This is a genomic window from Streptosporangium sp. NPDC023825, from assembly GCF_040639575.1.
In the GTDB taxonomy this organism is placed as follows: domain Bacteria; phylum Actinomycetota; class Actinomycetes; order Streptosporangiales; family Streptosporangiaceae; genus Streptosporangium.
Genome location: NZ_JBFAAE010000020.1, coordinates 86,430 through 108,585, shown reverse-complemented (window position 1 = coordinate 108,585; position 22,156 = coordinate 86,430). Strand labels below are relative to the sequence as shown.

The 22,156-nt window shown below is 63.9% G+C and carries 13 protein-coding genes; 3 read left to right on the top strand and 10 right to left on the bottom strand.

The window, feature by feature from the left end; all coding sequences use genetic code 11:
• Positions 1–102 precede the first annotated feature (102 nt).
• A complete protein-coding gene (locus AB0G15_RS19545; protein WP_362841427.1) occupies positions 103–750 on the top strand; it encodes a hypothetical protein in 648 nt (215 codons plus the stop codon).
• 213 nt (positions 751–963) lie between these two features.
• Here AB0G15_RS19545 and AB0G15_RS19540 read toward each other — a convergent pair whose 3' ends face one another.
• From AB0G15_RS19540 to AB0G15_RS19525, 4 genes are all read right to left on the bottom strand, one after another.
• A complete protein-coding gene (locus tag AB0G15_RS19540; protein WP_362841424.1) occupies positions 964–2,532 on the bottom strand; it encodes a CBS domain-containing protein in 1,569 nt (522 codons plus the stop codon).
• Positions 2,533–2,997: 465 nt separating this feature from the next.
• Positions 2,998–3,423 (bottom strand): hypothetical protein, encoded by a 426-nt coding sequence (locus tag AB0G15_RS19535; RefSeq protein WP_362841421.1) that lies wholly within the window; start codon positions 3,421–3,423, stop codon positions 2,998–3,000.
• Positions 3,424–3,483: 60 nt separating this feature from the next.
• Entirely contained in the window at positions 3,484–4,149 is a 666-nt protein-coding gene (locus AB0G15_RS19530) for a DUF433 domain-containing protein (protein WP_362841418.1), read from the bottom strand.
• Between the two features lie 278 nt (positions 4,150–4,427).
• The gene (locus tag AB0G15_RS19525; protein ID WP_362841415.1) at positions 4,428–4,883 is read right to left on the bottom strand and encodes an ATP-binding protein; all 456 of its coding nucleotides are present in this window, start codon (positions 4,881–4,883) and stop codon (positions 4,428–4,430) included.
• Positions 4,884–5,235: 352 nt separating this feature from the next.
• Between AB0G15_RS19525 and AB0G15_RS19520 the strand changes: the two genes are divergently transcribed.
• Entirely contained in the window at positions 5,236–6,129 is an 894-nt protein-coding gene (locus AB0G15_RS19520) for a helix-turn-helix transcriptional regulator (RefSeq protein WP_362841413.1), read from the top strand.
• Between the two features lie 14 nt (positions 6,130–6,143).
• Positions 6,144–6,353 carry a DUF397 domain-containing protein gene (locus AB0G15_RS19515; protein WP_362841410.1) on the top strand — a complete coding sequence of 70 codons (210 nt, stop codon included), beginning with the start codon at positions 6,144–6,146 and terminating at the stop codon, positions 6,351–6,353.
• Between the two features lie 130 nt (positions 6,354–6,483).
• Here the strand turns inward: AB0G15_RS19515 and AB0G15_RS19510 are convergent, their stop codons facing one another.
• From AB0G15_RS19510 to AB0G15_RS19485, 6 genes are all read right to left on the bottom strand, one after another.
• Positions 6,484–8,226, bottom strand: a complete 1,743-nt coding sequence (locus AB0G15_RS19510; RefSeq protein ID WP_362841407.1) for a hypothetical protein — start codon at positions 8,224–8,226, stop codon at positions 6,484–6,486.
• A 28-nt stretch (positions 8,227–8,254) separates the two neighbouring features.
• Positions 8,255–10,255 carry a DUF262 domain-containing protein gene (locus tag AB0G15_RS19505; protein WP_362841404.1) on the bottom strand — a complete coding sequence of 667 codons (2,001 nt, stop codon included), beginning with the start codon at positions 10,253–10,255 and terminating at the stop codon, positions 8,255–8,257.
• A gap of 129 nt (positions 10,256–10,384) precedes the next feature.
• Positions 10,385–13,774, bottom strand: coding sequence for a Swt1 family HEPN domain-containing protein (locus tag AB0G15_RS19500; RefSeq protein WP_362841402.1), 3,390 nt, complete (start codon positions 13,772–13,774; stop codon positions 10,385–10,387).
• Positions 13,775–13,778: 4 nt separating this feature from the next.
• On the bottom strand, positions 13,779–16,571 hold the full coding sequence (locus AB0G15_RS19495) for a DUF1156 domain-containing protein (protein WP_362841400.1): 2,793 nt from the start codon (positions 16,569–16,571) through the stop codon (positions 13,779–13,781).
• Positions 16,568–20,080: a helicase-related protein gene (locus AB0G15_RS19490; RefSeq protein ID WP_362841397.1), complete on the bottom strand. Its 3,513-nt coding sequence runs from the start codon at positions 20,078–20,080 to the stop codon at positions 16,568–16,570. The genes AB0G15_RS19495 and AB0G15_RS19490 overlap by 4 nt, the downstream gene beginning before the upstream one ends.
• 375 nt (positions 20,081–20,455) lie before the next feature.
• The gene (locus AB0G15_RS19485) at positions 20,456–22,006 is read right to left on the bottom strand and encodes a serine/threonine-protein kinase (RefSeq protein ID WP_362841393.1); all 1,551 of its coding nucleotides are present in this window, start codon (positions 22,004–22,006) and stop codon (positions 20,456–20,458) included.
• Positions 22,007–22,156: the final 150 nt, after the last annotated feature.

Below are 22,156 nucleotides of genomic sequence, written 5' to 3'. Positions count from 1 at the left end.
CTCGCTGTCCCAGTCTGCACGCCCCTTCTGGACAACTCGCACATCCACCTACTCGACTCCGAAAGTCTAAACGCAGCGAGCCGAGAGAGGACCTCACAAGCCATGACCCTCATCACCCTGCAGCAAGCCGCCGTTCACCTGGGCCTTTCCTCCCCCGCCCTACGGAAGATCGCGGATGCGGGTCTGCTTCCCGTAGCCGGTCAACACAGCGACAAGCTCGTCATTCCTACGGACGTGGCGCAACGGATCCGGGCCCGCTCCGCTGTAGCGTTACATCACCTCTTGCCAACGACAACGGGCAGCGCCACGATGGCGGTGTTGCGCGTCGACGTGGCGAAGCATGTCCCAGACGAAGATCGACCCTTCATCGGCTTTCACGCCGACCTGACACCCGCGGACTTGCTGGAGGCGCTGCGCGGATGGTGGGTGGGAAGACCGGAAAAGATCGCCCAGGCCGGCATTCTCCCGGTGACACTCGGCGGATTCGTCGTCGCCGTACTAACGGGACTGAGCAGCTGGGACACTAAACCAACCGGCAACGGCCTGATCCGTCATCGTTTCGATGCCCGGCTCGCCGGCTACATCAGCGACCTCGACGCGACCATCAACATGATCACGGTTGGCACAGCCGACGACCTGCGAATCGCCGAGATCCTTCTCGGCAAGCGCCTCCAATCCACGTCCGGCGGCCCGATCGCCTACGTGACCGTAGCCACTCATCAGCCAACCTCCGAGATCAGCGGCCACTGATCCCGCGGCAACACCCCCCGAAGTGTCTCTACCGCTGTCCGTGGGAACGGCCTGCCGCAGCATTTTCGCCAACCCCAAGAATGCATACCGGGTGCGCTGCCGGGGAGTACTTCGAAGTCACCCTCGCCGCGGTGCCCCCGGAATTGCTCAACAACGTGGTCGTCAACAAGCACCGCTCACACGTTCGGTCGTGGCACAGACCTCTCCGGTTTGCTACGGCCGCGGGTCGGCGGCCCGGAGCACCGCCAGCAGACCGTGCACGGCCGCGTACTGCGTGGGAGAGAGCGGGTCTGGAGAGAAGTGCATGAGCTCGTTACGCGCCTTCCGGACCTCTTCCAGGTATTCAAGAAGGATCTCCTGATCGACGTTCCAGCCCAGCACCTCCCATCGCCCCTGGTCCTTCAACAAGTGGAAATAATTACCAAAGGTGAGATCTGCGGCCTGGCGGACCTTGGACCTCTGATGTGGTGTCACCGCCTGCTTGAGGTCGTCCACGCTGAACACCTCTGCCGCCCGGCGGAGCCTGTTCTCCGCCTCCTCGATCAGGATGAACGGCCGCGCATGGTAACCGAACTGGCGGGTCAGATCCGCTGCCGTGATGATCCCGGTTACCTCTGATCGGTCGGCACTCCGGACGAAGATGTATCCCTTTTCGTAGATGACCTCGATCTGGTCGAGGAGGAGCGCATCGTGATCGACTACGACGGCGGCTGTCAGTGCCTCCTGCAACGTCGGATCGGCCGAAGCGACGTGTGCGTGACCGATCGACTCCCAGCTGATCGCACCGTGGAAGGTGCCGTCCTCGTCGACCACGGCCAGTTGGGAGAAGTTCTTCGTCAGCATGAGGGTCTTGGCGTACTTGAGCTTTGCCGATTTCGGCACCGAGACGAGCGGCGCCGGGAGACCGCCGAGCCTGAGCGTCATGGGCTCGTAGTCGAAGACATTCTCGATGTCGTCGGCGTCTTCGACGACATTCATCTCCACATCGGGTTCCCCGACGAGTCGCACCAGAGCGACCTCCGTGTCCACCGAGCCTTCTGTGAACGGCGGCTGGGTGGTGAGGCCCTGAGCGGCGAGATCGGATTTGATCGCTTCAATGGCCGAGCCGGTTCGACGTGAGGTCCCCCAGTGCTCCAGGAGGTCGCGGATCGTCAGCTTCCGGGGATCCTGCGGGTTTCGCGAAACAGCGTCCTCCAGGAGATCGGCGGCCGTGGTGATCTCCTCCTGTCCCTCCACTCCGGGGTCGACACCGTATTCGGCAAGGTGAGCGATCCGTCGTGCCGCGTCATTGCGGCTCAATCCGCAGACCGTGAGAAGAGAGGTGGTGCTCGCACGCAGGTCAGACTTGAAAATATCGCGAGGAATGTCGGTGTGGATCCACTCGACCCTACGGACCTGCCGGAATCCAGGTGCCTCGTCCTGGCGGTACTCGTAAGGGCCGATCACCCTCCCTATCGCGACCTTCTTGGGATCCCGCTTCCTGGGCATCACCACCAGGTCGCCTTCCTGGATCTCCTTGGAGAATCGCCAAAGTTGCCCGGCCCAGTTGGCGATGACACCCGGCGAGCTCTTCGGATAGGCGCGCCGTACCTCTTCCTTGAGGTCGTCCCGGTGCGCGTAGTGCCCGATATCTCCGAGTTCGCGCCAGCCGATGACCGCGAGCCCCTCGGCAAGCGCCTTGTCCTCTTTTCTATCCTCCAACTCTTCGTTGCCCTCGCCGTCCCGGCCACCACGGATCAGCCATGCCAGAGGCTCATTCTCTCGCCGCAGCCTCTCCCCCATGATTGACCTCCCTCCGTTTGCATCAACGAGAATGTCCAGGGACTCTCCGATCCAAACTGATATGCCATCGGCTCGCCACCGCTTTCGAGGACACCTCTCGACCAATCCCGGTGCCGTCCACGTGGGCACGCTCGCTCTGCAGTACGGCGAGCTGACTCCGTACCTTCTGCTCGGCCTTGGCGACCAGGAACTTCTTGCCGTCGCCGCCGCGACATCACGTTTCAGCCGCCCCTGCCATATGGCCGCCGATCGGCGCGATCTCCAATAGCGGTTGGACACGATCGACGGCTCAACTATGGTGAGTGGCGCGTGGTCGAGTACGAACCGCGAAATAAGGCCGGGCTCCCTCCGCATGACGGGCACCCGGCCATCGCGCTCTGATCGTTCTCTTCGCGCCTGTCCGCGAACCGGCCGCCTGCCTTCTCACGGCGAGGTCCTCGTATCACACCTGTTCGGCCGGGCACCTCAACGCTGCCACTGGCTGCCTTCGCGGGGCAGCAGATCCAGTTGGAGGGTTTCGCGGTAAGATCCACAACCAATCGTCTTCGGACGCCGTGCTCGCTTCTTCTTCGCAGCCGGAGCCTCATAGGGGTCCAGCCCGTGCGCGGTCAGTCGCCATACACCTGATCGGAGCTGGCTGGCCTCGCTGCACATCGCCGAGAGATTGCAGGCGATCAGTCCCTTGCGTTCCTCGACCTTCGACTCGCCCGGCAGCAGGAAAACCGCGACCTTGGCCTTGAGATATGCCTCGTATTCGTGCGGGCGCTCGAAGATACGGATGTCGCAGGCGATCACCAGCCAACCTCGCTGCCCGACCAGAGGTAGCCAGCGCTCATCGGCGGCACCCAGCGCCTCGTCTCGCGAGCCGAACAGTTCCGCGGGAGTGTGCAACCCAGTCCGGCCAGCAGCCTACGGACACTGCGGCTGACGCTGTTCTCGTCGAGGTAGAACTCAGGCGGCGTGGCTCAGGAGGATGCGGGTGGCAGTTCTGACGTCGTCGAGGGTGACTCCGAGCTCATCGGCGATCACCTCCGGCTCCTCGCCGGCCTTCATCATGGCCGCCACCTCGGACACCCTCGTGCGCGTCTCCGCGAAGATCGGCTGCCCGAACGCCCGATGTGGATCGACCACCACATTCGACGGCAGACAGCTCCGCAGCCGCAGGCTGGCGGGGAATCCGTCCTCGGCGCGGATCACGTAGTCCAGATAGTCGGTGACGATCTCCCGGATGACGTGCTGGCCCGTCCGTGCTTCGATGAGTCCCGCACCGGCCTCCGTTCGCGAGAAGTCCCACAGCACGTCGATGCCGTCCGTCGCCAGTTCGGGAGCGAGTAGGACGTACTCGTGACCGAACTCCTGCCGAAGCCGCTGGAGGGCGGGCCGGATCCTGTTCGGCTTCACGCCGGCCCGTTTGAGCGCGTCCAGCACATAGGCCTCGGCCATGGCGACGAACGGCGCGGTCGCCTGCCGGGAGTCGCCGGAGGGAAGAACGTGCAGTAGCGGACGCCCCCGCTCGTAACCCCTGGCCCAGCGGTTGAAGGTCTGCTGCCGGATATCGAGGAAGCGGGCGGCGTCGCTCTGATTCAGCAGACCCGTCCGAGTCCGGATGTCGTCCATGTCGCTCGCCTCCTCTCATTGTCGTTCCTGCTGTCATCATCGCCGATCGGCCTATCACCGGACAGGGGGCCTCGCCGCTTCCGCAATCATTACGATCGGCAGCAAGGAGATCATGATCGGACGGCCCGACTGGCGGAACCCGCCCACTGGTCGATCGCGGCACAGTTTCGCACGTGATCAGGCCGCGAGTCCGTGGTTCAGACGATCGCGGTCCTCGTGATCCGGCATGCTGCCGCTGTACGGCTCAAACCGGCCAGCGAACGATCGATCGCTCCTTTTCAGAGCTCAGTGGCTTCTCGGGGCGGTGGTGAGGCTGCCAGGGTGCACCAGACGATCTTGCCGCCGGGGGTGGGACGGTAGTAGCCCCAGTCGGTGGCGAGGAGGTCGACGAGGCGGAGGCCCCGGCCGCTCTCGTCGTCGGGGTCGGGGTCGCGCAGGACGGGCAGGGTGCGGGCGGCGTCCCAGACGCGAAGCACCACCGTCTCGCCGACCAGATAGAGGTCCATCCAGATGCGGTCCGGGCCGAGGTGGGTCGTCTCGACGTCGGCGGGGCACGAGGTGTGCGCCTTGACGGCGTTGGAGACCAGCTCGGAGACGACGAGCTGGGCCGTCTCGATCAGGTCGTCCCGCCGCCAGCCCTCCAGCACCCGCCGGACGTGCACGCGGGCGTAGTAGGGCGAGGTCGGGAAGACGGAGAGTTCCAGATAGTGCTCCGTGGTGGTTACACCGGTCATTTCACCCGCTCCTGGTCAGTACGTCGGACGTAGAACCGGCACCGTTCGCAGACGGGGGACGCCGCTCACCCCACGGGGGACGGGGGCACGGTGCCGGTCCTACGGGAAGCACGGCCGGGGAGCGTCGCAGATGCGTCGCCGGTCGTACCGCTGAGGCCGGACGGGCACCCGGTACGGGAGTGGGCCGCCTCGGGAGGGAAGATCGTCCGCCCGGCCGTCTGGGGAAATCGTGCGTTTCGCCGTTCAGCGGGAACCCCACCTGAAAGGCTTGACTGTGTGAGCATGCAGCATCACTCACAGTGAATGCAAGGGATACATTTGTAGTGACTACATGATCCGGAAAGGTAGATAAATGCCAGAGAAGCGAGGGATGGGCGGCAATGTGGCCAGCCAGTCGAGCAGACGCCAACCTCCCACGGTGCGCCTGCGCCGCCTGGCATCGGAGCTACGACGTCTTCGCCAAGCCGCAGGGTTGTCCCAGGACGACGTCGCCGAGAAAACCAACGTCAACAGCGTCACGCTCTACCGGATCGAAACCGCCAAGACCAAGCCGCAGCTTCGGACGCTCATCACTCTGCTCGACGCCTACGGGGTCACCGGCAGCAGCCGAGCCGACCTGATGACCTTGCAGAAGGAGGCCAAACAGCGCGGCTGGCTGCACAGCTTCGAGGCTAATCTCAGCGATCAGTACACCGCGCTCATCGGCCTGGAGTCCGAGGCTGAGCAGGCCATCAACTACGAGTCACTGTTCATCCCCGGCCTGCTACAGACCGAGGACTACGCGCGAGCAGTGATCCGAGCTGTGCCTCCAACTGCCACCGAGGCTCAGGTCGAAGACCGTGTTGCTGCCCGACTGCAGCGTCAGGCTCTTCTGGAGGGGGATACACCGCTCCGCCTGTGGGCGATCCTCGACCAGGCCGCTCTGTGCCGAAAGATCGGCAGCAACGCCATCATGCGCGAGCAGCTCGCGCATCTCGCTCGGCAGGCTCAGCGCCCGCACATCACCATCCAGGTCATCCCGTTCTCCGCCGGAGCCCACTCCGGGATGTTGGGCAGCTTCATCGTCCTGAAGTTCGTGCCGGGCAACTCCGATGTGATCTACATCGACAGCATGGCTGGCGACCTGTTCCTTGAGAAGGAAACGGATATAGAGAGGTATAACGATATGTGTGAGCATCTTCGCGCGATAGCGCTCAGCCCTGCGGACACGATCGCGTTATTCGCATCCTCACGCGAAGATCACTAGCGGAAGGAAGCAGGATGCAGCAATCTGACCTCTCCGGTGCGCCCTGGCGCAAGAGCAGCCTCAGCGGCGAAGGAGCAAGTTGCGTCGAGATGGCGTTCGTCGGTGATACCGTCGCCGTCCGCGACACCAAGAACCGCGAAGGCGGAACCCTCATCTTCCGCCGCAACGAATGGACCACTTTCATCAGTGGCATCAAGAACAGCCACTTCGACAAGCTCACCTGAACGACGGGAACCGCCTACCAAGAACGGGAGCGTTCCCCTGAAAGTGTCCTAGAGTCGCGAGAGACAAAAAATTTCCGGAAAACGTCTCCGAGTCGGCGTAGGCCGCATCAAAGAAAGCCTTCCGATATGGTCAGTTGGTCGATTTGACGTCCAGGTGGGGGCCGAGATATCCGATGTAGATCTTTCCGGTTCCGTGTACATCGTCATAAAAATGCATGCGGGGCGAGCTCATTCCCGCACCTCCACCAATGCAAATATGCGCCCACATGTGGATTCGCTCTGAAAAATGCACCTCAGGCGGGACAGGCAGCTCTCGCTGACGACGCATCTTGACATTGGTGTGTACCGTCTTTGATTCGTCCGGCCTCACCTTTCCAGCGGAGACAGCAGCAACACCTGAGGGCGGCTCGGCACACCACTTACGGAAGTCGCCATTAAATTTTCCGTCGGCCACTGCGTCGGCATATTCCTGAAACGCAAGAACGACCTGCCAAGCAGTTTGGGCCCATGTCGAAGACTGCGCCTTCTCTTCGAGTTTCCAAACCTTGTCGATGTCCCCGGTGAACTCGACACGGTCGAGATCATCAAGCCACTCCAGAACCTCGGGCAACTGAGTGGGAAGCTTGGTCGGTTCTTCAGTCGGCACATAGGCCTCGGCTACGCGCCCGGTATTCTCAAGTCGTTTCCGTAGGACGCGGACCCAGTCCGATAGCTCGGCGATCTTCTCATTTGCCGCTTCAAGGTCTTCCGTGACATCCAGCATCTCGCTCTGCGAGTCGGCAACCTCTTCCCGAAGCTTCTTCTCCTCGTCTCCTACCATCTCGAACAGTTCCCGAAGTTCGTCATTCTCCTGACGAAGACTCGTGACCTCCTTGCGGAGGGCCTCGAGAGACGTTTCGCCGTTCTCCTCCGGCAAAGGAAGCGTTCTGGGCGGACTCGGGGCTACAAGACCGGCTGTGCGAGCCAGTTTGCTCAGAGGTCCTGGCAGACGACCGTCAGCTGCCAGTCGCCGCGGAAACCCCGAAAGAAGCTGCGCGGCGCGGCGACTGTTTTCCTGAATGCGTGGTTCGGACAGCACACGATGACGAGCGGCATCCTCGTCGATCGCCAGATCCAAACCGGGAAGATATGTTCTTATTGCACCACCCCGGACTTCAAAGGAGCCACCTACGGCTTTGTTGAATTCGGTTTCAGCCAATGGGTCGAGGATGTAGAGGCTCGCAACCCCGGGAAGGAACTTCGTTACCTCCTCAACCTTCTTGCGCCACGAATCGAAAACGGTTTGGCCCCGCGACGACGCCACCACGGTGGGGAGTCGACGTTCCTCATCGGTGAGAATCTCAAGGAGATCCTCAACTCCGTCTGGCCTGACAAGAGTGGGAGTTGGGGTCAGCGCAGCCCAGTGGTCACGAGCGTCCACAGCCGCCAGTAATTTCCGGGCTATACCAGGAACGCCGGCTCGCGGAGGTCTCCAGTCCTCGTCGTCATCGGCGGTCCGCACGTATTCGACATCGAGCCAGAACCAGGTGCGCTGCTTTGGGTTCTTCGGCTTCGACGGCGCATGAACGACCAATGAGCTGAGCCAGTATCCACCGTCGTTCTTCTCGCGAAGCTGCCAGTGCCGGGTTTGCGCGCCATCCCCGCCCGACCGGACATTATGGAGGAGTATTATTCCGTCGCCCAACCGCGCCTGTCCGGCATCGTAGGCGGCGATGTCGATGCTTTTGTATCTAGTCTTCGCAATCAGCCATGAGCGCAACTCGTTGGCTGTAATTCCAAAAGCATCAGCCGGCGCCAGGTCGGCATGAAAAACTGTACGGTAGCGGCCAGACGGCGCTCCTTCGTCCTGAGCGCCACCCTTCTTAAATCCCATACCGATAACCTCTATTAAATAATGATCACTATTCGATACTGGTAACAGGGAACGAGACCGAATCGCCTTCCCACGGCTGGGGAGCGATCACGGGACACTGTGACAGCGGCTGAGCATCGACCTGCTCGCGTTCGAGCATCTTGTGCCAGGCGTCGAGGGTGCCGGAGACCAGGAACGGCCCGATGGGGATCGTGACGGTGTCACTCTCCACCCGTACCGGCATGGTCACGCCCGCGATCTCCAAGTCGCTGTCCAGGCCACCATCCGCGGCCTGGATCACGGATTCGAGGTCGGCGAAGCTGAATGACCCGGTCCAGCCGAACCCGTCCCCCTTGGCGTTGACTACGATCTGGCCGGTGTCCCAGGAGCTCTGGTAGAGCACGAACTCGACGGAACAGCCCGCAAGCGGGTCGGAGGTCGCCTCGGTCTCGTCCATCCACGGGGGCCGGAAGCGGTCGAGCAGGCCGGTCATAGCTCGGGCGAGAAGATTACGGCGGGCATCCAGGAAGTCGCGGTAGGCGTCGGCGTGGCGGAGTGACTCCTGGTACGGAACGAAATGCGCCGCGAGTTCGGACTCCGTCAGCAGCGGTGGCTTCGGGTCCACGAAATAGTCGCTGGGCGAGCGGTCACTGATCTTGCGGTTGGCCTTGCCGGAGATGAACGCCAGGTTGGCCAGGTCGTTGATTTCGGTCTTGCTGTAACCGTTCTGGTGGTTCTTCAGCGTCGCCTGCGGGTGGATGTGGTGATACTCCAGTTTCTGGCCCGCTTCGGCGGTCGCGGAGATCTCCGTGGCGTACCACCAGTCCTGCGCGCCGGCGTTCTTCGCCACTAGGAAGCTGAGAAAGAAGTAAGGACTCCCGACCGTACGACCCACCAGATCCTGGGCCGTCACCTCGAAGTGGGCGCCTCGGACGCCAAGGTTGGCAAGGAGTTGTTTCACCGGCTCGGGACCACGTGCGGCTGGGATGTCCTGGCCGAGCCGGGTGTCGGTCGAGCCGCTGTAGCGGTTGCGGATGCTGGCGAGCAGGAACCAGTAGATAATCCCGTTGGCCGTTTCGGCGTCCAGTCCGGTGTCGGGCCGCTCACCAAGCAGCACGATGAGCGGGAGCAGCGCCACGTGAGAGGGGATCAGGTTGCTGTTGCCGACCTTCAGATTTTCCCGGAGCAACGGGACGAGGTGGCGCAGGCCCCGCTGGACGGCGGCCCACCCCTTCTCCAGTTCCTCGTCGGTGGCGGCAACGAGTCGGCCATGTGACCAGGTGGACAGACCCCTGCCCAGAACGGTTCCGGTCAGCGCCCGAGTCAGAAAGGTGACGTCGAGGTCCTGGTAGTGCTTTTGCGCCCAGTAGGCCGCCTCGTCCTCCAACTTCTTCAACACCCCGGTCCAGCGGGCCGACAGGGTCGCCAATGCCAGGTCGCTGGTCTTGAGCGGGCGTCCGCTGTTCACCCGGACGAAGATCTGTGCGATCTCCTCATAGGGAAACTCCGTGAGAATTTCCATGTGGAAGGCCCGGTTCCGGATGGCGGCTAGCCGTCCCAGCCGCTCTCCGATGAGATCTGGATCGAACCCAGGCACCGCTGCCTGCGTCGTACTGATGAGCCGGTACAGCTTGGCGTCGGGTCGAACGACATCGTGAACCTTGATCCAGCGCGGGTCCTTCGCCGTCGCCGCACTCTGGTTCTGAAATGCCTCAGTCTCGACGTTGAACACGATCTGGGCATCGGGGTGGTCGCTCAGCACCCGGTGGAGCGAGGTCAGCCGTTGCTGCCCGTCGAGCAGGAAGAGCGGCTGCACGGCAGGGTTGGCCTGATCTCCAGCGATCGCGACGTCCCGAGTGGCGGGCTCCTCCAACGTGCGCCAGCACAGCAGCGACCCGCTGGGATACCCCCGGTAGAGCGACTCGATCAGTTTGGCCACCTGGGTGGGTTTCCAGACGTAACCACGCTGGATCTCCGGGAGTTTGATCTCTCCCCTGGAGATCTGATCCACCAGGGTCTGGACGTAACGCTCTGTTTTCTCCACCGGCATGCGGGCTCCATGCGATCAGTCGGGGGTCTGGTATCGCTTTGAACTTCGGTTACTTGGCCGGATTCAGCCCTGTTCCTTCTATCTAGAAGACGGTGCACCTGCTGAAGAGCAGCCGGTGCACCGTCGACCTCAGTGGTCCTCGAAGCCGAACTGGTCGAACTTCAGGACACGGGCGTTCTCCGAGACGACGCGAATCTTGTCCTCGGGGAAGCCATCCGGCTTGCGGGCGTTGATCTCAATGCTGAGTTCCAGCTCCGCCCCCTCCACTGCGGCCAGGTGCTGAATGACCTCCTGGACCATCTTGGTGAAGCTCTTCTGGTAGAACTCCGGGTCGAGCGTGGCGCTCCCGTAGAACCTGACGTTCTTGGGGCCGGGGGGTGGTGGCGGGGTCTTCCCTCCAGGCTCCGGAATAATGACCGTCACCCCGTGCGAGCCGGTGCCCGCGCCGGGGACACCCAAGCCTCCACCGCCCGGCCCCCCGCTAGTAGCTGCCGCCGCAGCATCGGCCTTCGCCTTTGCTTCGACGTCGGCATTGTGTTGGGCCAGAGCTAGGTCGGGCCGAACCAGGAACGTGCTGTCTGTAATCTGCCCAAACCTGCTGTTCGGCGGCAGGGCCAGTCCCTCGAACCGCTGACCGTCGTAACCGGTGGCGAGGGCGAACCCGGTGCGCTCCCAATCCATCTCATCGGGCCCGGCTGCGATCCCGCCATCCAGCACTTCGCGGTCTCGGAGCCTCGGCAGGTAGGGGTAGCGACAGTAGTAGTCCCACAACTCCTTGACCGAGATGTAGCCCCGCTCCCAGACGCTGGCCAGTTCCCGGTCCAGGTTCCCTCGGATCACCGACGCGGCCTGGACCACCCGGAGCATGTCGCGCTGCTTCAGCTTGACACTGACCCGCTCAGCCAGCCGGTCCTTGCCACCGTCAGCTTTCTCGACCTGCCAGGTGATGTGGCCACCGGGTTGCTGGTCAGGGACGAACACCCAGTAGTAGGTCTCACGGATCCGCAGTTCGACGGCCTGGTTAGCATTGGCCAGCCGGGTCTCCACCTGCTTGATCTGTTGGACGGTGAGATCAAGCTCGTCCTTGCGCCCCGTGATGTTCCGCCAGGCCAGAAGCTCCCGTACGGCGTCCGACAGTTCCTCCATCCGCTTGGCGTCGCCGGCTAGGAAGATGAGCATGTTGCGGTTGATCCGCTGCGCGCTGCCCCGCTTATCGAGCACCTTTTGGGCGAGGAGACGCGCTGAGGAGTTGTTGTCGTTCTTGGCGTGGACGACGCTCGGATGCAGTATGACCAGTCGTGCGTCACCGGTGTCCGGAACATCGTTGCTGTCGTCGGTGACATGCACGGCGGAAAAGTCACCACGAGACTTAAGCTCCTTAGCCCGCAGTCGCGTGACGATCTCCAGCCAGACGTCCTCCTTGTGCAGCCGCTCGGCGTAGTCCTTGGCCGTACGGGTGACCGATGCCTGGGTGTCGTACCAGTAGCGGGCACCGTCCACGTAGAGGAAGGTGGCCCGGTCGCTGAGCACATGCAGCGCGGAGCCGAAGTTGCCGACGATATCGCCAGGGATGGCCACGCCAAGCCGGATGTTCTGCTGCTCGATACCCTTGTGCTGCTTGGTCAGCGTAGGAGCGGAACCGAAGAAGAGCGTTCTGGCCAGCCGGCGAGTGAGTGCCCGCTTGCCGAAGACGGTCCGTTCCTTGTCGATCTGGACCGGCGTGGCCGTCTCGCTGTCGACGTCGGTCTCGATGATGGTCTTCCAGTTGTCCTGGAGATACTGCGTCAGCTCGCTGACCACGGCCGGATGGTTGAGCGGCAGCGAGCCCGGCATGATCAGCGGTCCAGCGTCCTGGGCCTGCCAAAGCTGCTGGATGACGATGCTCATCAACCGGAGCACGCCCCGGGTGCGCTGAAACCGATCCAGCGTCGACCAGTCCCCGTAGAGCCGGTCGAAGAGCTCAGGGTGGATCGGGTAGGCGTCGATGATCCGTTTCTCGTAGGAGACCTCGGAACACCCGCGCGGAAACTCACCCTTGTGGTCGTTGTAGAACTTCCAGAACTGCTTGGCGATGGCCGCGATCTCGGCCTTTGCCTGAGCGTTGGGCTCCTCGAAGAGGCGACGACGGACGATCTCAAAGGACTCATGCGCCCGCGCGGGCTGCCATTGCAGCGCCACCCGGCGGATCACGTTCTGCAGCCGGTCCAGCGCGGCCTGGCCGTTGACCCCGCCGACCTCCAGCGCGCTACCCATGATCCCCTCTTCCGTCTCCTTGTGACTGGAGGCGGGGATGGAGACGACCAGCAGCGCGCCCGGCACGGCCTTGACCGCCTCGGTGATGGTCTGCGCGAAGGTGAACTGGGTGTCGAACGTCCCGGCCAGCAAGTCGTCGCGGCCGTAGAGCTGCCGACCGTAGGCCACCCACTCGTCGATCAGGATCAGACACGGTGAGTAGGCCGCGATGAGCTGCCGAAGCGCGTCACCGGGGTTGGTGTGCGCCTCATCGGCCTCCCGGACGATCTCGTACGCCTTGCGCCCACCGAGTTGCCAAGCCAGCTCACCCCAGAGGGTGTGAGTGTGGACGCCGTCCTCGTGAAGCTTCCCAGCGCTCGGGTCGATGTGGTTGCCGACGAGCGCGGCCCGTTGGACTTGGCTGCCGATTGCGCTGATGTCCGTGTCCGCGAACAGGTCAACGACCTCCTGCGGGAACTCGTGCAACGGCTTCCCGGAGAAGATGTGCCACAGGGCCAGCATCGAGTGGGTCTTGCCACCGCCGAAGTTGGTCTGCAGGTTCCAGACCGGGGTGGCGTTCGAGTCCTTGCCGACCCGGGCAACCGCTCGCTGCAGCAGGTCCTTCAGACCCTCGGTGAGGTAGGTGCGGCGAAAGAACTGAATCGGGTCAGCATACTCCCGGCTGGTGCTCTCCCCGATGGAGACCATGTGCAGGTCGGCGGCGAACTCGGCGGCGTCCAGCTTGCCCACCTGCACGTCCGCGTGCGGGGTGATGACGTCCCGCCAAGGCTTGAGCCCGTTGGCCTCGATGCTGGGCATGGAGGTCACGGACTGGGCGGCCTTACGGGTCTCACCGTCGTAGAGGCTCCGCTGCTGGTCCAGCCGAAGCTTACGCACCTCGTCGGCCCGGTCCATGGCGCCAACCGCGATCAGCAGCCGCTCCATCGTGTCGAGAGCACGGTAGGTATCATCACCGGAGAACGGCTTAGTGTGTGCCCACTTGTTGCCGACCTCGCGTAACTCGCTCGCGAAGTTCTGCTCTCCCCGTGAGAGCCTGTCCTTGAAGACCCGCCACTCCTCGGTGATGACACGGAGCAGGAAACGCACATCGGTCTTCTCGTAGGTCTTATTCACGCCGTGCTTGACGGCGTCCCGTGCCTCAATGACCTGAAGCCAGTCGTGGCTCCCTGTCGTGGCCATGCTCATCATCATCTCGACAAACGGCTCAAGCCCCTTCCCGAGAATCTCCAGCCCACGGCCGATCCTGTCCCTGTTGCTCAGCGCCATGTCGTCAGCCCTCCTCAGGGGTGAAGTCGAACATGCCCTGACCGCTCCCGACCGGCGCGGCGGTACGCGCCGCATTCTCGATCTCCCGCCACTCGGAGCCGAGGGCGTTGAAGAGCAGGGCGGTCTTGGCCCAGTTGCGCCGCTCGCAGATCGCGAAGAGCCGGTAGGCCAGCTCTTTAGCAGTGTCGAGGTCAATCCTGAGCTTCGCGGCGGCCATCAACTGCCCGGCCGCACCGATGCCCTGTTCATCCAGTCGCTTGGCCAGGTGCATGACCACCTCCCAGACCGAGATCCGGTCATCGGCCTCCGGGTCGTAGAGGGATGGAAGCTCTCCCGGGCTGAAGAGCTGCACAATTCCGGCGCGGGATTTAAGCACCCCCGAACGATCGAGGCCCGCTACGGAAGTGTCCATGGCCTTGGAAATCGATTCAGCATCTCCGAACTTGCCCTCATCGAAGCCGTGAATCTCGAACCAGTTGATGCAGAAACGGGTGTCGGAATCGAAGTCATTATCTTGCTCGGACAACACCTCGGCGAGGAGTTGGTTGATCAGAATCAGTGCCGCGCGGACTCGCATTGGAGAACCATTGGCCTCGTTTACCTGCGCATATTGGGAGAATACCGCCATTCCTGGCCCAATCGCCGCTTGCGCGAGATCTACTGGTGCGATACCGCCCTGTTGAAGATCACGCAACGCATCAGGGAGTTTTACCTTAAGCGCGCTAATTAGTCCTCGCCGATCGATCGTTCCTGCAGTTTTAAGCCGAGGCAAACACGCCAGTACCACCGAAGAGGCGAGCGCATTAGTTCCAACACTGATCATGCGACCGCTCCGCTCAGTACGAATTGGCCAAGTCGCAACGACCCGCCAGCCTGAACGAATCATTCCTTCGAGTAGAGTCTCCCAACCCGTTGAAGCTTCGCCACTATCATCGGTCTCAGACTGCTTGAAAGCATAAAAGACGGTCATTGGAAAGTCCCCTGATGCCCCTTTTCGAATTCTAGAGAAAACCTGCCTAAAACCGTCTTCAAAAAATTGTGTTGCCTCAACTTTGCTGCCATGCCTATATGGATTGGCAATGAGTTCGTCGACCTTGGGAGTCAGTAGCGTTCCAAAAAGATCAGGGAATATAGGCCCAAGTGAACGCCGCAGCCAGACATAGAAGTAGTCCGAGAGGTCCGCATATCCAATATTGTCATAGTAAGGCGGGTCGGTCGACACAAGAATCGAGTCATAATCACGGCCAGCAGCGCTCACCTGGCGCGCATTTCCTACCCCAAGAGGAAGAAGGTCTATGGCTCGCGCTATCCATTCGGCACTTGTCAGCAACTCCGAAGGTTGGCCCGCAAGCAGAGCGTTTGCTTCCGCAAAGTCCCACGCCATTGGTAGAGCATGGCGGCGAAATGGCCCAGTGATACCTTCCTTACTCGGTGCAGGGTTCCACGTAGCAAGACTGGTGAGACTCGTGGTTACTCGGCTCACCGCGAGAGCGAGGTATGTCGCGACCGCTTCTGCGTAAGCTTGGGCATCATTGCCTCCCCGGGCAAGGGCATCGCCTTGGGAAAACCCGGTAGCAAGAGCGTCAATTCGCGCTTTTTCGTGAGCTTCAGAAATGAGATCACCGAATACAGAAAGAGCAACGAGTTGCCTAGGAGTAAACAGGTCAGTATATGTCGTTAGGCCAAAAAGCGGCGGCGAAAACCAACGAGGATTATCTGGAATCTCTCCATCCGGCATGCCAGCAGGGCTTGACACCTGAGCAACCTGCTCTTGCTCCTGAGTTGGAGCAAGGTAATAGCGCATCCGCGGACCTTCTGCGGCAACCGCCATCAACTGAGCAGCCATCCGTCCCCCCCTCCCTTCCTCTCGAAGGTAAGAGAGCGGCGCCGGAGTATTACATATAAGACAGACAGCACCAGTGCGGGCAACAGTACCTTCCTGTGCCTGACCTACAGGTCCCCGGATTTCAAAGCGGACACGCTTTCCCTCAACAATTGGCTCGATATAGCGCTCTTTCCCTTTCTTCTTTCCGAGCCAGAAAGAGCGCACCAGCGGCATAGTGCCGCCACACGCGGGGTTGGGGCAGGTGACCGTACGCGCCCAGATCCAAGCGATGACGTTGGCTTCCGTGCCATCCGCCAGCTTGGCCTTGGGGTATAGATGGCCAATACGCTTCTCAGCCTCGTCGCGCATCCACTTCCCGTAGCGACGGACGTCCTCGGCAAGGCCGGTAGCACCAGGCCAGTCACCCATCCGGGATTCGGCCGCTCCAGGGAACACCGGAGGCTGCCCTGCCCACTTCGGCGGGATCTCGATCAGTGCCTTGTTGATGAGCACCGGGATCGGGTTCAGGTCGGAGGCATGCGCCTCCAGCCCAAGCCGCTGTGCCTCCAGGGGAATCGAGCCGCCCCCCGCGAACGGGTCAAGGATCGGCGGCGGATTGCCATCGCAGGACTTCCAGATCTCGGCCTTGGCCTCCGCGTACAGGGCCTTGTCGTTGATATTGTCCCAGTCGACCAGCCGCTCGATGATGTTGAACAGGCGCTTGCGCTCCAGCGCCTGGTCCTCCTCCGTCGGAAACTCCTCCGGCCGCGAGGATGGGTCATCCACGAGCTGGGCGAAGAGCACCGCCCGGCAGGCGGCCAGCGGACGGCGGGCCCACCACAGGTGCAGGGTCGACGGATGACCGTGCCGGATCGACTTCTCGCGGGCCGACTGCTTGTTGATCTCCTCCAGCGGAAGGGCTACCTCGATCAGCTTGCGCCGGTATCCCTCAGAACCCGTACCAGTGTTCATACCGGTGCTCCTCCTCGTGCCCATTCCTTGTTCCAGTCGCCACCGAGGTCGGTGGCGACGAAGTCGCCGAAGTCCACGTCCCTGAACGGGTCGACGAGGTAGCGGACCTCGTCGTGTGCCGGGCCGTCCGGGTGCACGCTCACCAGGGCGAGCCGGAAGGACCGGCCCGCGTTCTTGCCGTTCAGCACCTCGGTCCGGGTGACGTGGAAGTCCTTCGCCCCGGCGATCCGGCCCTTGACCTCGAGGAAGACCCAGTGGTCGTCCACCGTCCGGGAGCGGATGTCGTAGCCGGGGTTGTTGTGCGCCATCTCCTCGGGCAGCCGGCCGAGTTTGCGTTCCTCGTCCAGCACCCGGTCCACCGCGCGCCGCTCCACCTCGGCCGTCTCCCGCGCGTACGCCGTCGCCGGGTCGGCGCGGAGCCCGGCCAGCCTGTCGAGCAGGCCCTGCGGGACGACCAGCGCGCCGCCCGCCACCTGCGGGGGCCGGACTTGGAGCAGCTCGCCCCGGTCGAGTTGCTCCATCCGGCGGCGGAGCCGAGCCTCCAGGTCCCTGGCCCGCCGGGCGGCGGTCTCCGGACGGATCTTGAGCTGCTTGCCGGTCAGCTCGGCGTCCAGCAGGTCGGCGTGCCGGGTGTCCCAGTAGTTGATCTCCTGGAGGAGCCGCTGCCGTACCAGGCCGCGAGTGCGGGCGGTCTCCGCCGCCAGCCTCGTCCTGAGCTCGTCGACGAACGAGGCCAGGCCGTTCTCGACGGCCCAGCCGACGGCGAGGTCCTCCACCCCGCTCGCCAGCCAGCCCTCCTCCAGCACCCCGGTCACCAGGTGCCGCTCCTCCGCCGAGGCGGGCACGTAGTCGAGGTAGGGGGCGGCGCCGGCCGTACGGGCGGTGGAGGGGCCGATCTCCACGAAGTCGAAGCGCTTGCTGACGATCCGGTCGTGGCCGTCGGCGACCTCCTGGGAGACGGCGGCCAGCAGATGCGGCTCCTCCCCCGCGTCCCGGCGGTCGACCAGCAGCGCGCCCTGCTTGAGCTGCGTGCCGTACCGCTCGACGACCAGTGAGACCACCGCGTCGAGCAGCGGGTGGCCGGGCGCGAGCAGGTCGGCGCGGGGGCGGCCCGCGGGCCTGACCAGCTCGCGGGCGAAGGTGACGCGCTCGTAGCGGCGCAGCACCGGGACGCCCACCCTGATCTGCCGGTCGTGCGTCAGCAGGTCGCCGGGGACGTGCTTGATCTCGTAGCGGCCGGACTCGCGTTCGGCGACGCGCCCCCCGAGCAGCTTGAAGGCGGCGAGGAAGAACGCCCTGACGTAGTGCGGCTGCAGTCGCCGGGCTTGGGCCTCCTCCATCCGCAGCCGCCACTCGGCGACGTCGGTCTCGCCCAGCCGCTGGTGGGCCAGCGCGCGCTCGGCCATCAGCCGGTCGAGGCCGTCGCCGACCGAGGCGTCGATGACCTGGTTGAGCCGGTCGCGGACCTCCGGCCTGTCCCCGTACTGGATGGCCTCCATCAGGAGTTTGCGCAGCGGCTCCTCCTGGAACGCCTCGCCCAGGACGTCGAAGACCTTGCCCTTGTAGGCGCGGCGCTGCTCCTCGATCTTCTCCAGCAGCCGGTAGAAGACGTCGCCCTCGCGGGTGCCGATGGCGACGAGGTTCCACAGGTGGCAGACCTCGGTCTGGCCGATGCGGTGGATCCGGCCGAAGCGCTGCTCGATCCGGTTGGGGTTCCACGGCAGGTCGTAATTGACCATGAGGTGGGCCCGCTGGAGGTTCAGCCCCTCACCCGCAGCGTCGGTGGCGACCAGGATCCGACACTCCGGGTCCTGGGTGAACAGCTCCTTGACGCGGCGGCGCTGGTCGCGGGAGACACCGCCATGGATGACGACCACGGCCTCCTCCCGGCCGATCAGGCCGCGGATCCGCTCGGCTAGGTACTCGAGGGTGTCCTTGTGCTCGGTGAACACGATGAGCTTGCGGGGGGTGCCGTCGCTGTCGCGGATCAGGGTGTTGCCTTGGAGCAGCTCGGACAGCTCGCTCCACTTCCGGTCGGTGCCGGAGTTACGCACCCGGCGGGCCAGCTCGACCAGGTCCACGAGGAGGCCGAGCTCCTTGTCGAGCTCGGCGATCGTCTGCGCGGTGGTCGCGGCGTCGACGACGTCGTCCTCCAGCTCCTCGACCTCGGTGCTGGACAGGTCGTCGAGGTCGGCGTCGAGGGCCTCGGGAGCCTTGCCCAGCAGACCCGCGAGCCGGTCCTTGAGGCGGCCCTCCATCGGGCTCGTCCCGGCGGCCAGCTCCTGGCGGAGCCTGCCGAGCCGCTTGTGGCGGCGCTCCAGGGAGCGGAGGATCGCCTCCGGGCTGGAGGCGAGGCGGCGCTGCAGCACGGTGAGCGCGAAGCCGACGGTGTTGCCGCGCCGGCCCTCGCCCCGGGCGGCGAGCTGCTGGGCCCGGCCCATCTGCTCGCGAACGTAGTCGGTGACGACCCCGTACAGCTCGTCCTCGGCCTCCGACAGCTCGTACGGGACGGTGTAGGCGCGGCGCTCGGGGAAGAGCGGCTTGCCCTCGAAGGTGAGCAGGTCCTCCTTGACCATGCGGCGCATCAGGCCGTCGGTGTCGGCGGAGCTGAGGCCCTCCCGGTATTTGCCCTCGAAGCGGTCGGAGTCGAGCAGGCCCATGAAGAGCTGGAAGTCGGCCTCGCTGCCGGCGTGCGGGGTCGCGGTCATCAGCAGCAGGTGGCGGGCGTGCCCGCCGAGCAGCTCGCCGAGCTGGTAGCGCCTGGTCTTCTTCAGCTCGTCGCCGAAGTAGCGGGCGGACATCCGGTGGGCCTCGTCGACCACGACGAGGTCCCAGTCGCTACGGGCGAGCTGGACCTGCAGCTCCTCGCTGCGGGAGAGCTGGTCCATCCGCGCGATGAGCAGCGGCTGGCTGTCGAAGACATTCGCGTCGAGCTGGGCGTCGATGAGCTGGCGGGTGAGCTGCTCGAACCGGAGGCCGAACTTCTCCAGCAGCTCTTCCTGCCACTGCTCGACCAAACCTCCCGGCGCGACGATCATGCATCGTTCCACATCGCCCCGGAGCATCAGCTCCTTGATGTAGAGACCGGCCATGATGGTCTTCCCCGCACCGGGGTCGTCGGCGAGGACGAAGCGGAGCGGGGTGCGGTCGAGCAGCTCGCCGTAGACCGCCTGGATCTGATGCGGTAGCGGCTCCAGGTCGCTGGTGGTCACCGCGAGCATCGGGTCGAACCGGGCGGCCATCCGGATGCGGAGCGCCTCGGCGGCGAGCTTGAACAGCGCGCCGTCGCCGTCAAACCCGTAGGCGGCGGACGCCCTGCGCAGGGTGAGCCGGGCTTCGTCGTCCCGGTAGAGGAGTTGCTCGGTCACCTGGCCGGTGCCGGTCTTGTAGGTGAGGTTGACCGCGCCCGAGCCGTACCACTTGACCGCGACGACGGTGATGTCCCCGTCCGGTGTCACCCCGCCGACGAGGGCGCCGGGAGTGAGCTCCTCCAGCTTGGCCCCCGTCATCGCGAGGTCCCGCGAACAGGACGGGGTAGACATCTCACAGCGCTTACAACCCTTTCGGTCTGTCCATAAACAAATAAGTAGCCGAAATACTCTTTGGAGGCTTTGGTCCGACTAGAAGGACTTTGGGCCGATCCTCGATGGACCGCAACTACCAATTCCGGTTACAGTTGATTCGAGTTCACAAATCAGACAAAGACACCAAAGGCGTACATGTCTCACGAATAGGGCGTGCGGTTCTCCCATTGCCGCAGACGGCAATAGAATTTCCCAAGCTCAAGTAAAACGTACACACAAAACTGGGTTTTCCACAAGAAAAACTGTGTACTTAGCTCACTGAGTTTTGCTGTGCGCTCTACGAGCCCCCTTGGCAGCACCTCACACGGAGAGACGCGCGAGTCCGTCCCGGACCTTGACCGTGTCGGGGTGATCGGATCCGTGGAGCCTGACGAGATCCTCCAGCAGGTTGGACAGGGTGTGCCGGGCTCGTTCGGTGTCACCCGCGCCGAGCTCGAGGAGGCCGATCTGCCGTCTCAGCTCCAGCGGCCGGTGATCGTGCCTCCCGAAGACGGCCTGCTCCTGGACTAGCAGGCTCCTCAACATCCTCAGCGCCTGTCCTGTCTCCCCCATGAGCGCCTTGCAGGTCGCCTCCTGCCGATGGCAGTGCAACACTCCCTCGTCGTGCGGACCGTGCTTGCGCGTCAGGTCAACGCGTAGCTCCCCGAAGACCGGGGCCGCCCGGCGGTAGTCACCGCCCTCGAAGAGCACCTCCCCCAGGCGCAGGCGCATGGCGAGCACCTCTTCGTCGAGAGGGCCGGCCATCCGGCTGGCGGGGGCCACGACGGCGTCGAGCACCTCGACCGCCTGGCCGTAACGTGACGCCTTCGCCAGCGCCTCGGCCTCGCTCCGGGCCTGGGCCAGGTCCTCCCTGCTGAAGTCTTCGGGGTCGGCCTGTCGGGGCGGCTCAGACACACCGGCTGTTGACCGCAGATTCCCGGGGGCGGTGATGCGCCTGACGACCTCCGCGTACATCTGCACCGGGCTGGTGCCGGGGCTCGTCACCCCGGGCAGCGGTCCCACCTCGTCCACGAAGGGGAGCAGGGCGGTGTGCAGGAGCTCCGCCCGAGCCGGTCGATTCTCCGCACGCTTGGCCAGCAGTCGCAGCACGAGCCGGTCCAGTTCAGCCGGCACGTCGGAGCGGTGCTCCCGCACCGAGGGAGCGGCCTCGTGCACCTGTCGCTCGAAGATGCGGTATTCCGAGTTCCCGTCGAACACCCGCTCCCCGGTGAGCATCTCGTGCAGGACCAGGCCGAGGGAGTAGAGATCGCTCTGTGGGGTGACCACCGCGCCCCGGACCTGCTCCGGCGACATGTAGAGGGGGGTGCCCAAAATGGTGCCGGTTCGGGTAAGCCTGGACAACTCGGGGTCGTGGAACATGGCCAGGCCGAAGTCCAGCACCTTGACGGTGCCGTCGGGGCAGACCATCAGGTTCGACGGCTTGAGGTCACGGTGGAAGACACCCCGCTCGTGCGCGGCGCACAGCACGGCTGCGACCTGCGCGGCGATCCCTACGGCCCAGCTGACGGGGAGCACCCCGTGTTCCCCCAGGATGTGGTCCACCGTGGCGCCCTCGACGAACTGCATCACCATGAACGGCCGGGGCCCGATCTTCGGGTCCTCGAAGACACCGACGTCGTGGATAGGCGGTGTGCCCGGATGCTCCAGCTTGGCCATGATCCGCGCCTCGTGGAGGAAACGCTTGACCAACCCCTCGTCGTGCTTGCCGTAGGGGAAGCGGAGCAGTTTGACGGCGACCCTGCGGTCGAGCTTCTGGTCATAGGCCCCGTAGACCTCGCCCATCCCGCCCTGTCCCAGAGGGAGAGTATCCAGCTCGTAGCGACCGTCGATGACCACTCGATCCGCCTCCACCGGCCCACTCGAAACTCTGTTATGCGGAAAAACTACCTCGCTTTGCCGTCCTGATCATCAGGATTCAGCCACCAGGTCCTTTTATGGCCAACAGAGTTCTTGAAACAGTCGAATTCAGGACAAAAAACCTCGAAGGCGTGCTACTCGGGT

Coding starts and splice junctions, on each gene's coding strand:
- AB0G15_RS19545 (WP_362841427.1), top strand. CDS start 103: ATGACCCTCATCACCCTGCAGCAAGCCGCCGTTCACCTGGGCCTTTCC.
- AB0G15_RS19540 (WP_362841424.1), bottom strand. CDS start 2,532: ATGGGGGAGAGGCTGCGGCGAGAGAATGAGCCTCTGGCATGGCTGATC.
- AB0G15_RS19530 (WP_362841418.1), bottom strand. CDS start 4,149: ATGGACGACATCCGGACTCGGACGGGTCTGCTGAATCAGAGCGACGCC.
- AB0G15_RS19525 (WP_362841415.1), bottom strand. CDS start 4,883: ATGACCGGTGTAACCACCACGGAGCACTATCTGGAACTCTCCGTCTTC.
- AB0G15_RS19520 (WP_362841413.1), top strand. CDS start 5,236: ATGCCAGAGAAGCGAGGGATGGGCGGCAATGTGGCCAGCCAGTCGAGC.
- AB0G15_RS19515 (WP_362841410.1), top strand. CDS start 6,144: ATGCAGCAATCTGACCTCTCCGGTGCGCCCTGGCGCAAGAGCAGCCTC.
- AB0G15_RS19510 (WP_362841407.1), bottom strand. CDS start 8,226: ATGGGATTTAAGAAGGGTGGCGCTCAGGACGAAGGAGCGCCGTCTGGC.
- AB0G15_RS19505 (WP_362841404.1), bottom strand. CDS start 10,255: ATGCCGGTGGAGAAAACAGAGCGTTACGTCCAGACCCTGGTGGATCAG.
- AB0G15_RS19500 (WP_362841402.1), bottom strand. CDS start 13,774: ATGGCGCTGAGCAACAGGGACAGGATCGGCCGTGGGCTGGAGATTCTC.
- AB0G15_RS19495 (WP_362841400.1), bottom strand. CDS start 16,571: ATGAACACTGGTACGGGTTCTGAGGGATACCGGCGCAAGCTGATCGAG.
- AB0G15_RS19490 (WP_362841397.1), bottom strand. CDS start 20,080: ATGACGGGGGCCAAGCTGGAGGAGCTCACTCCCGGCGCCCTCGTCGGC.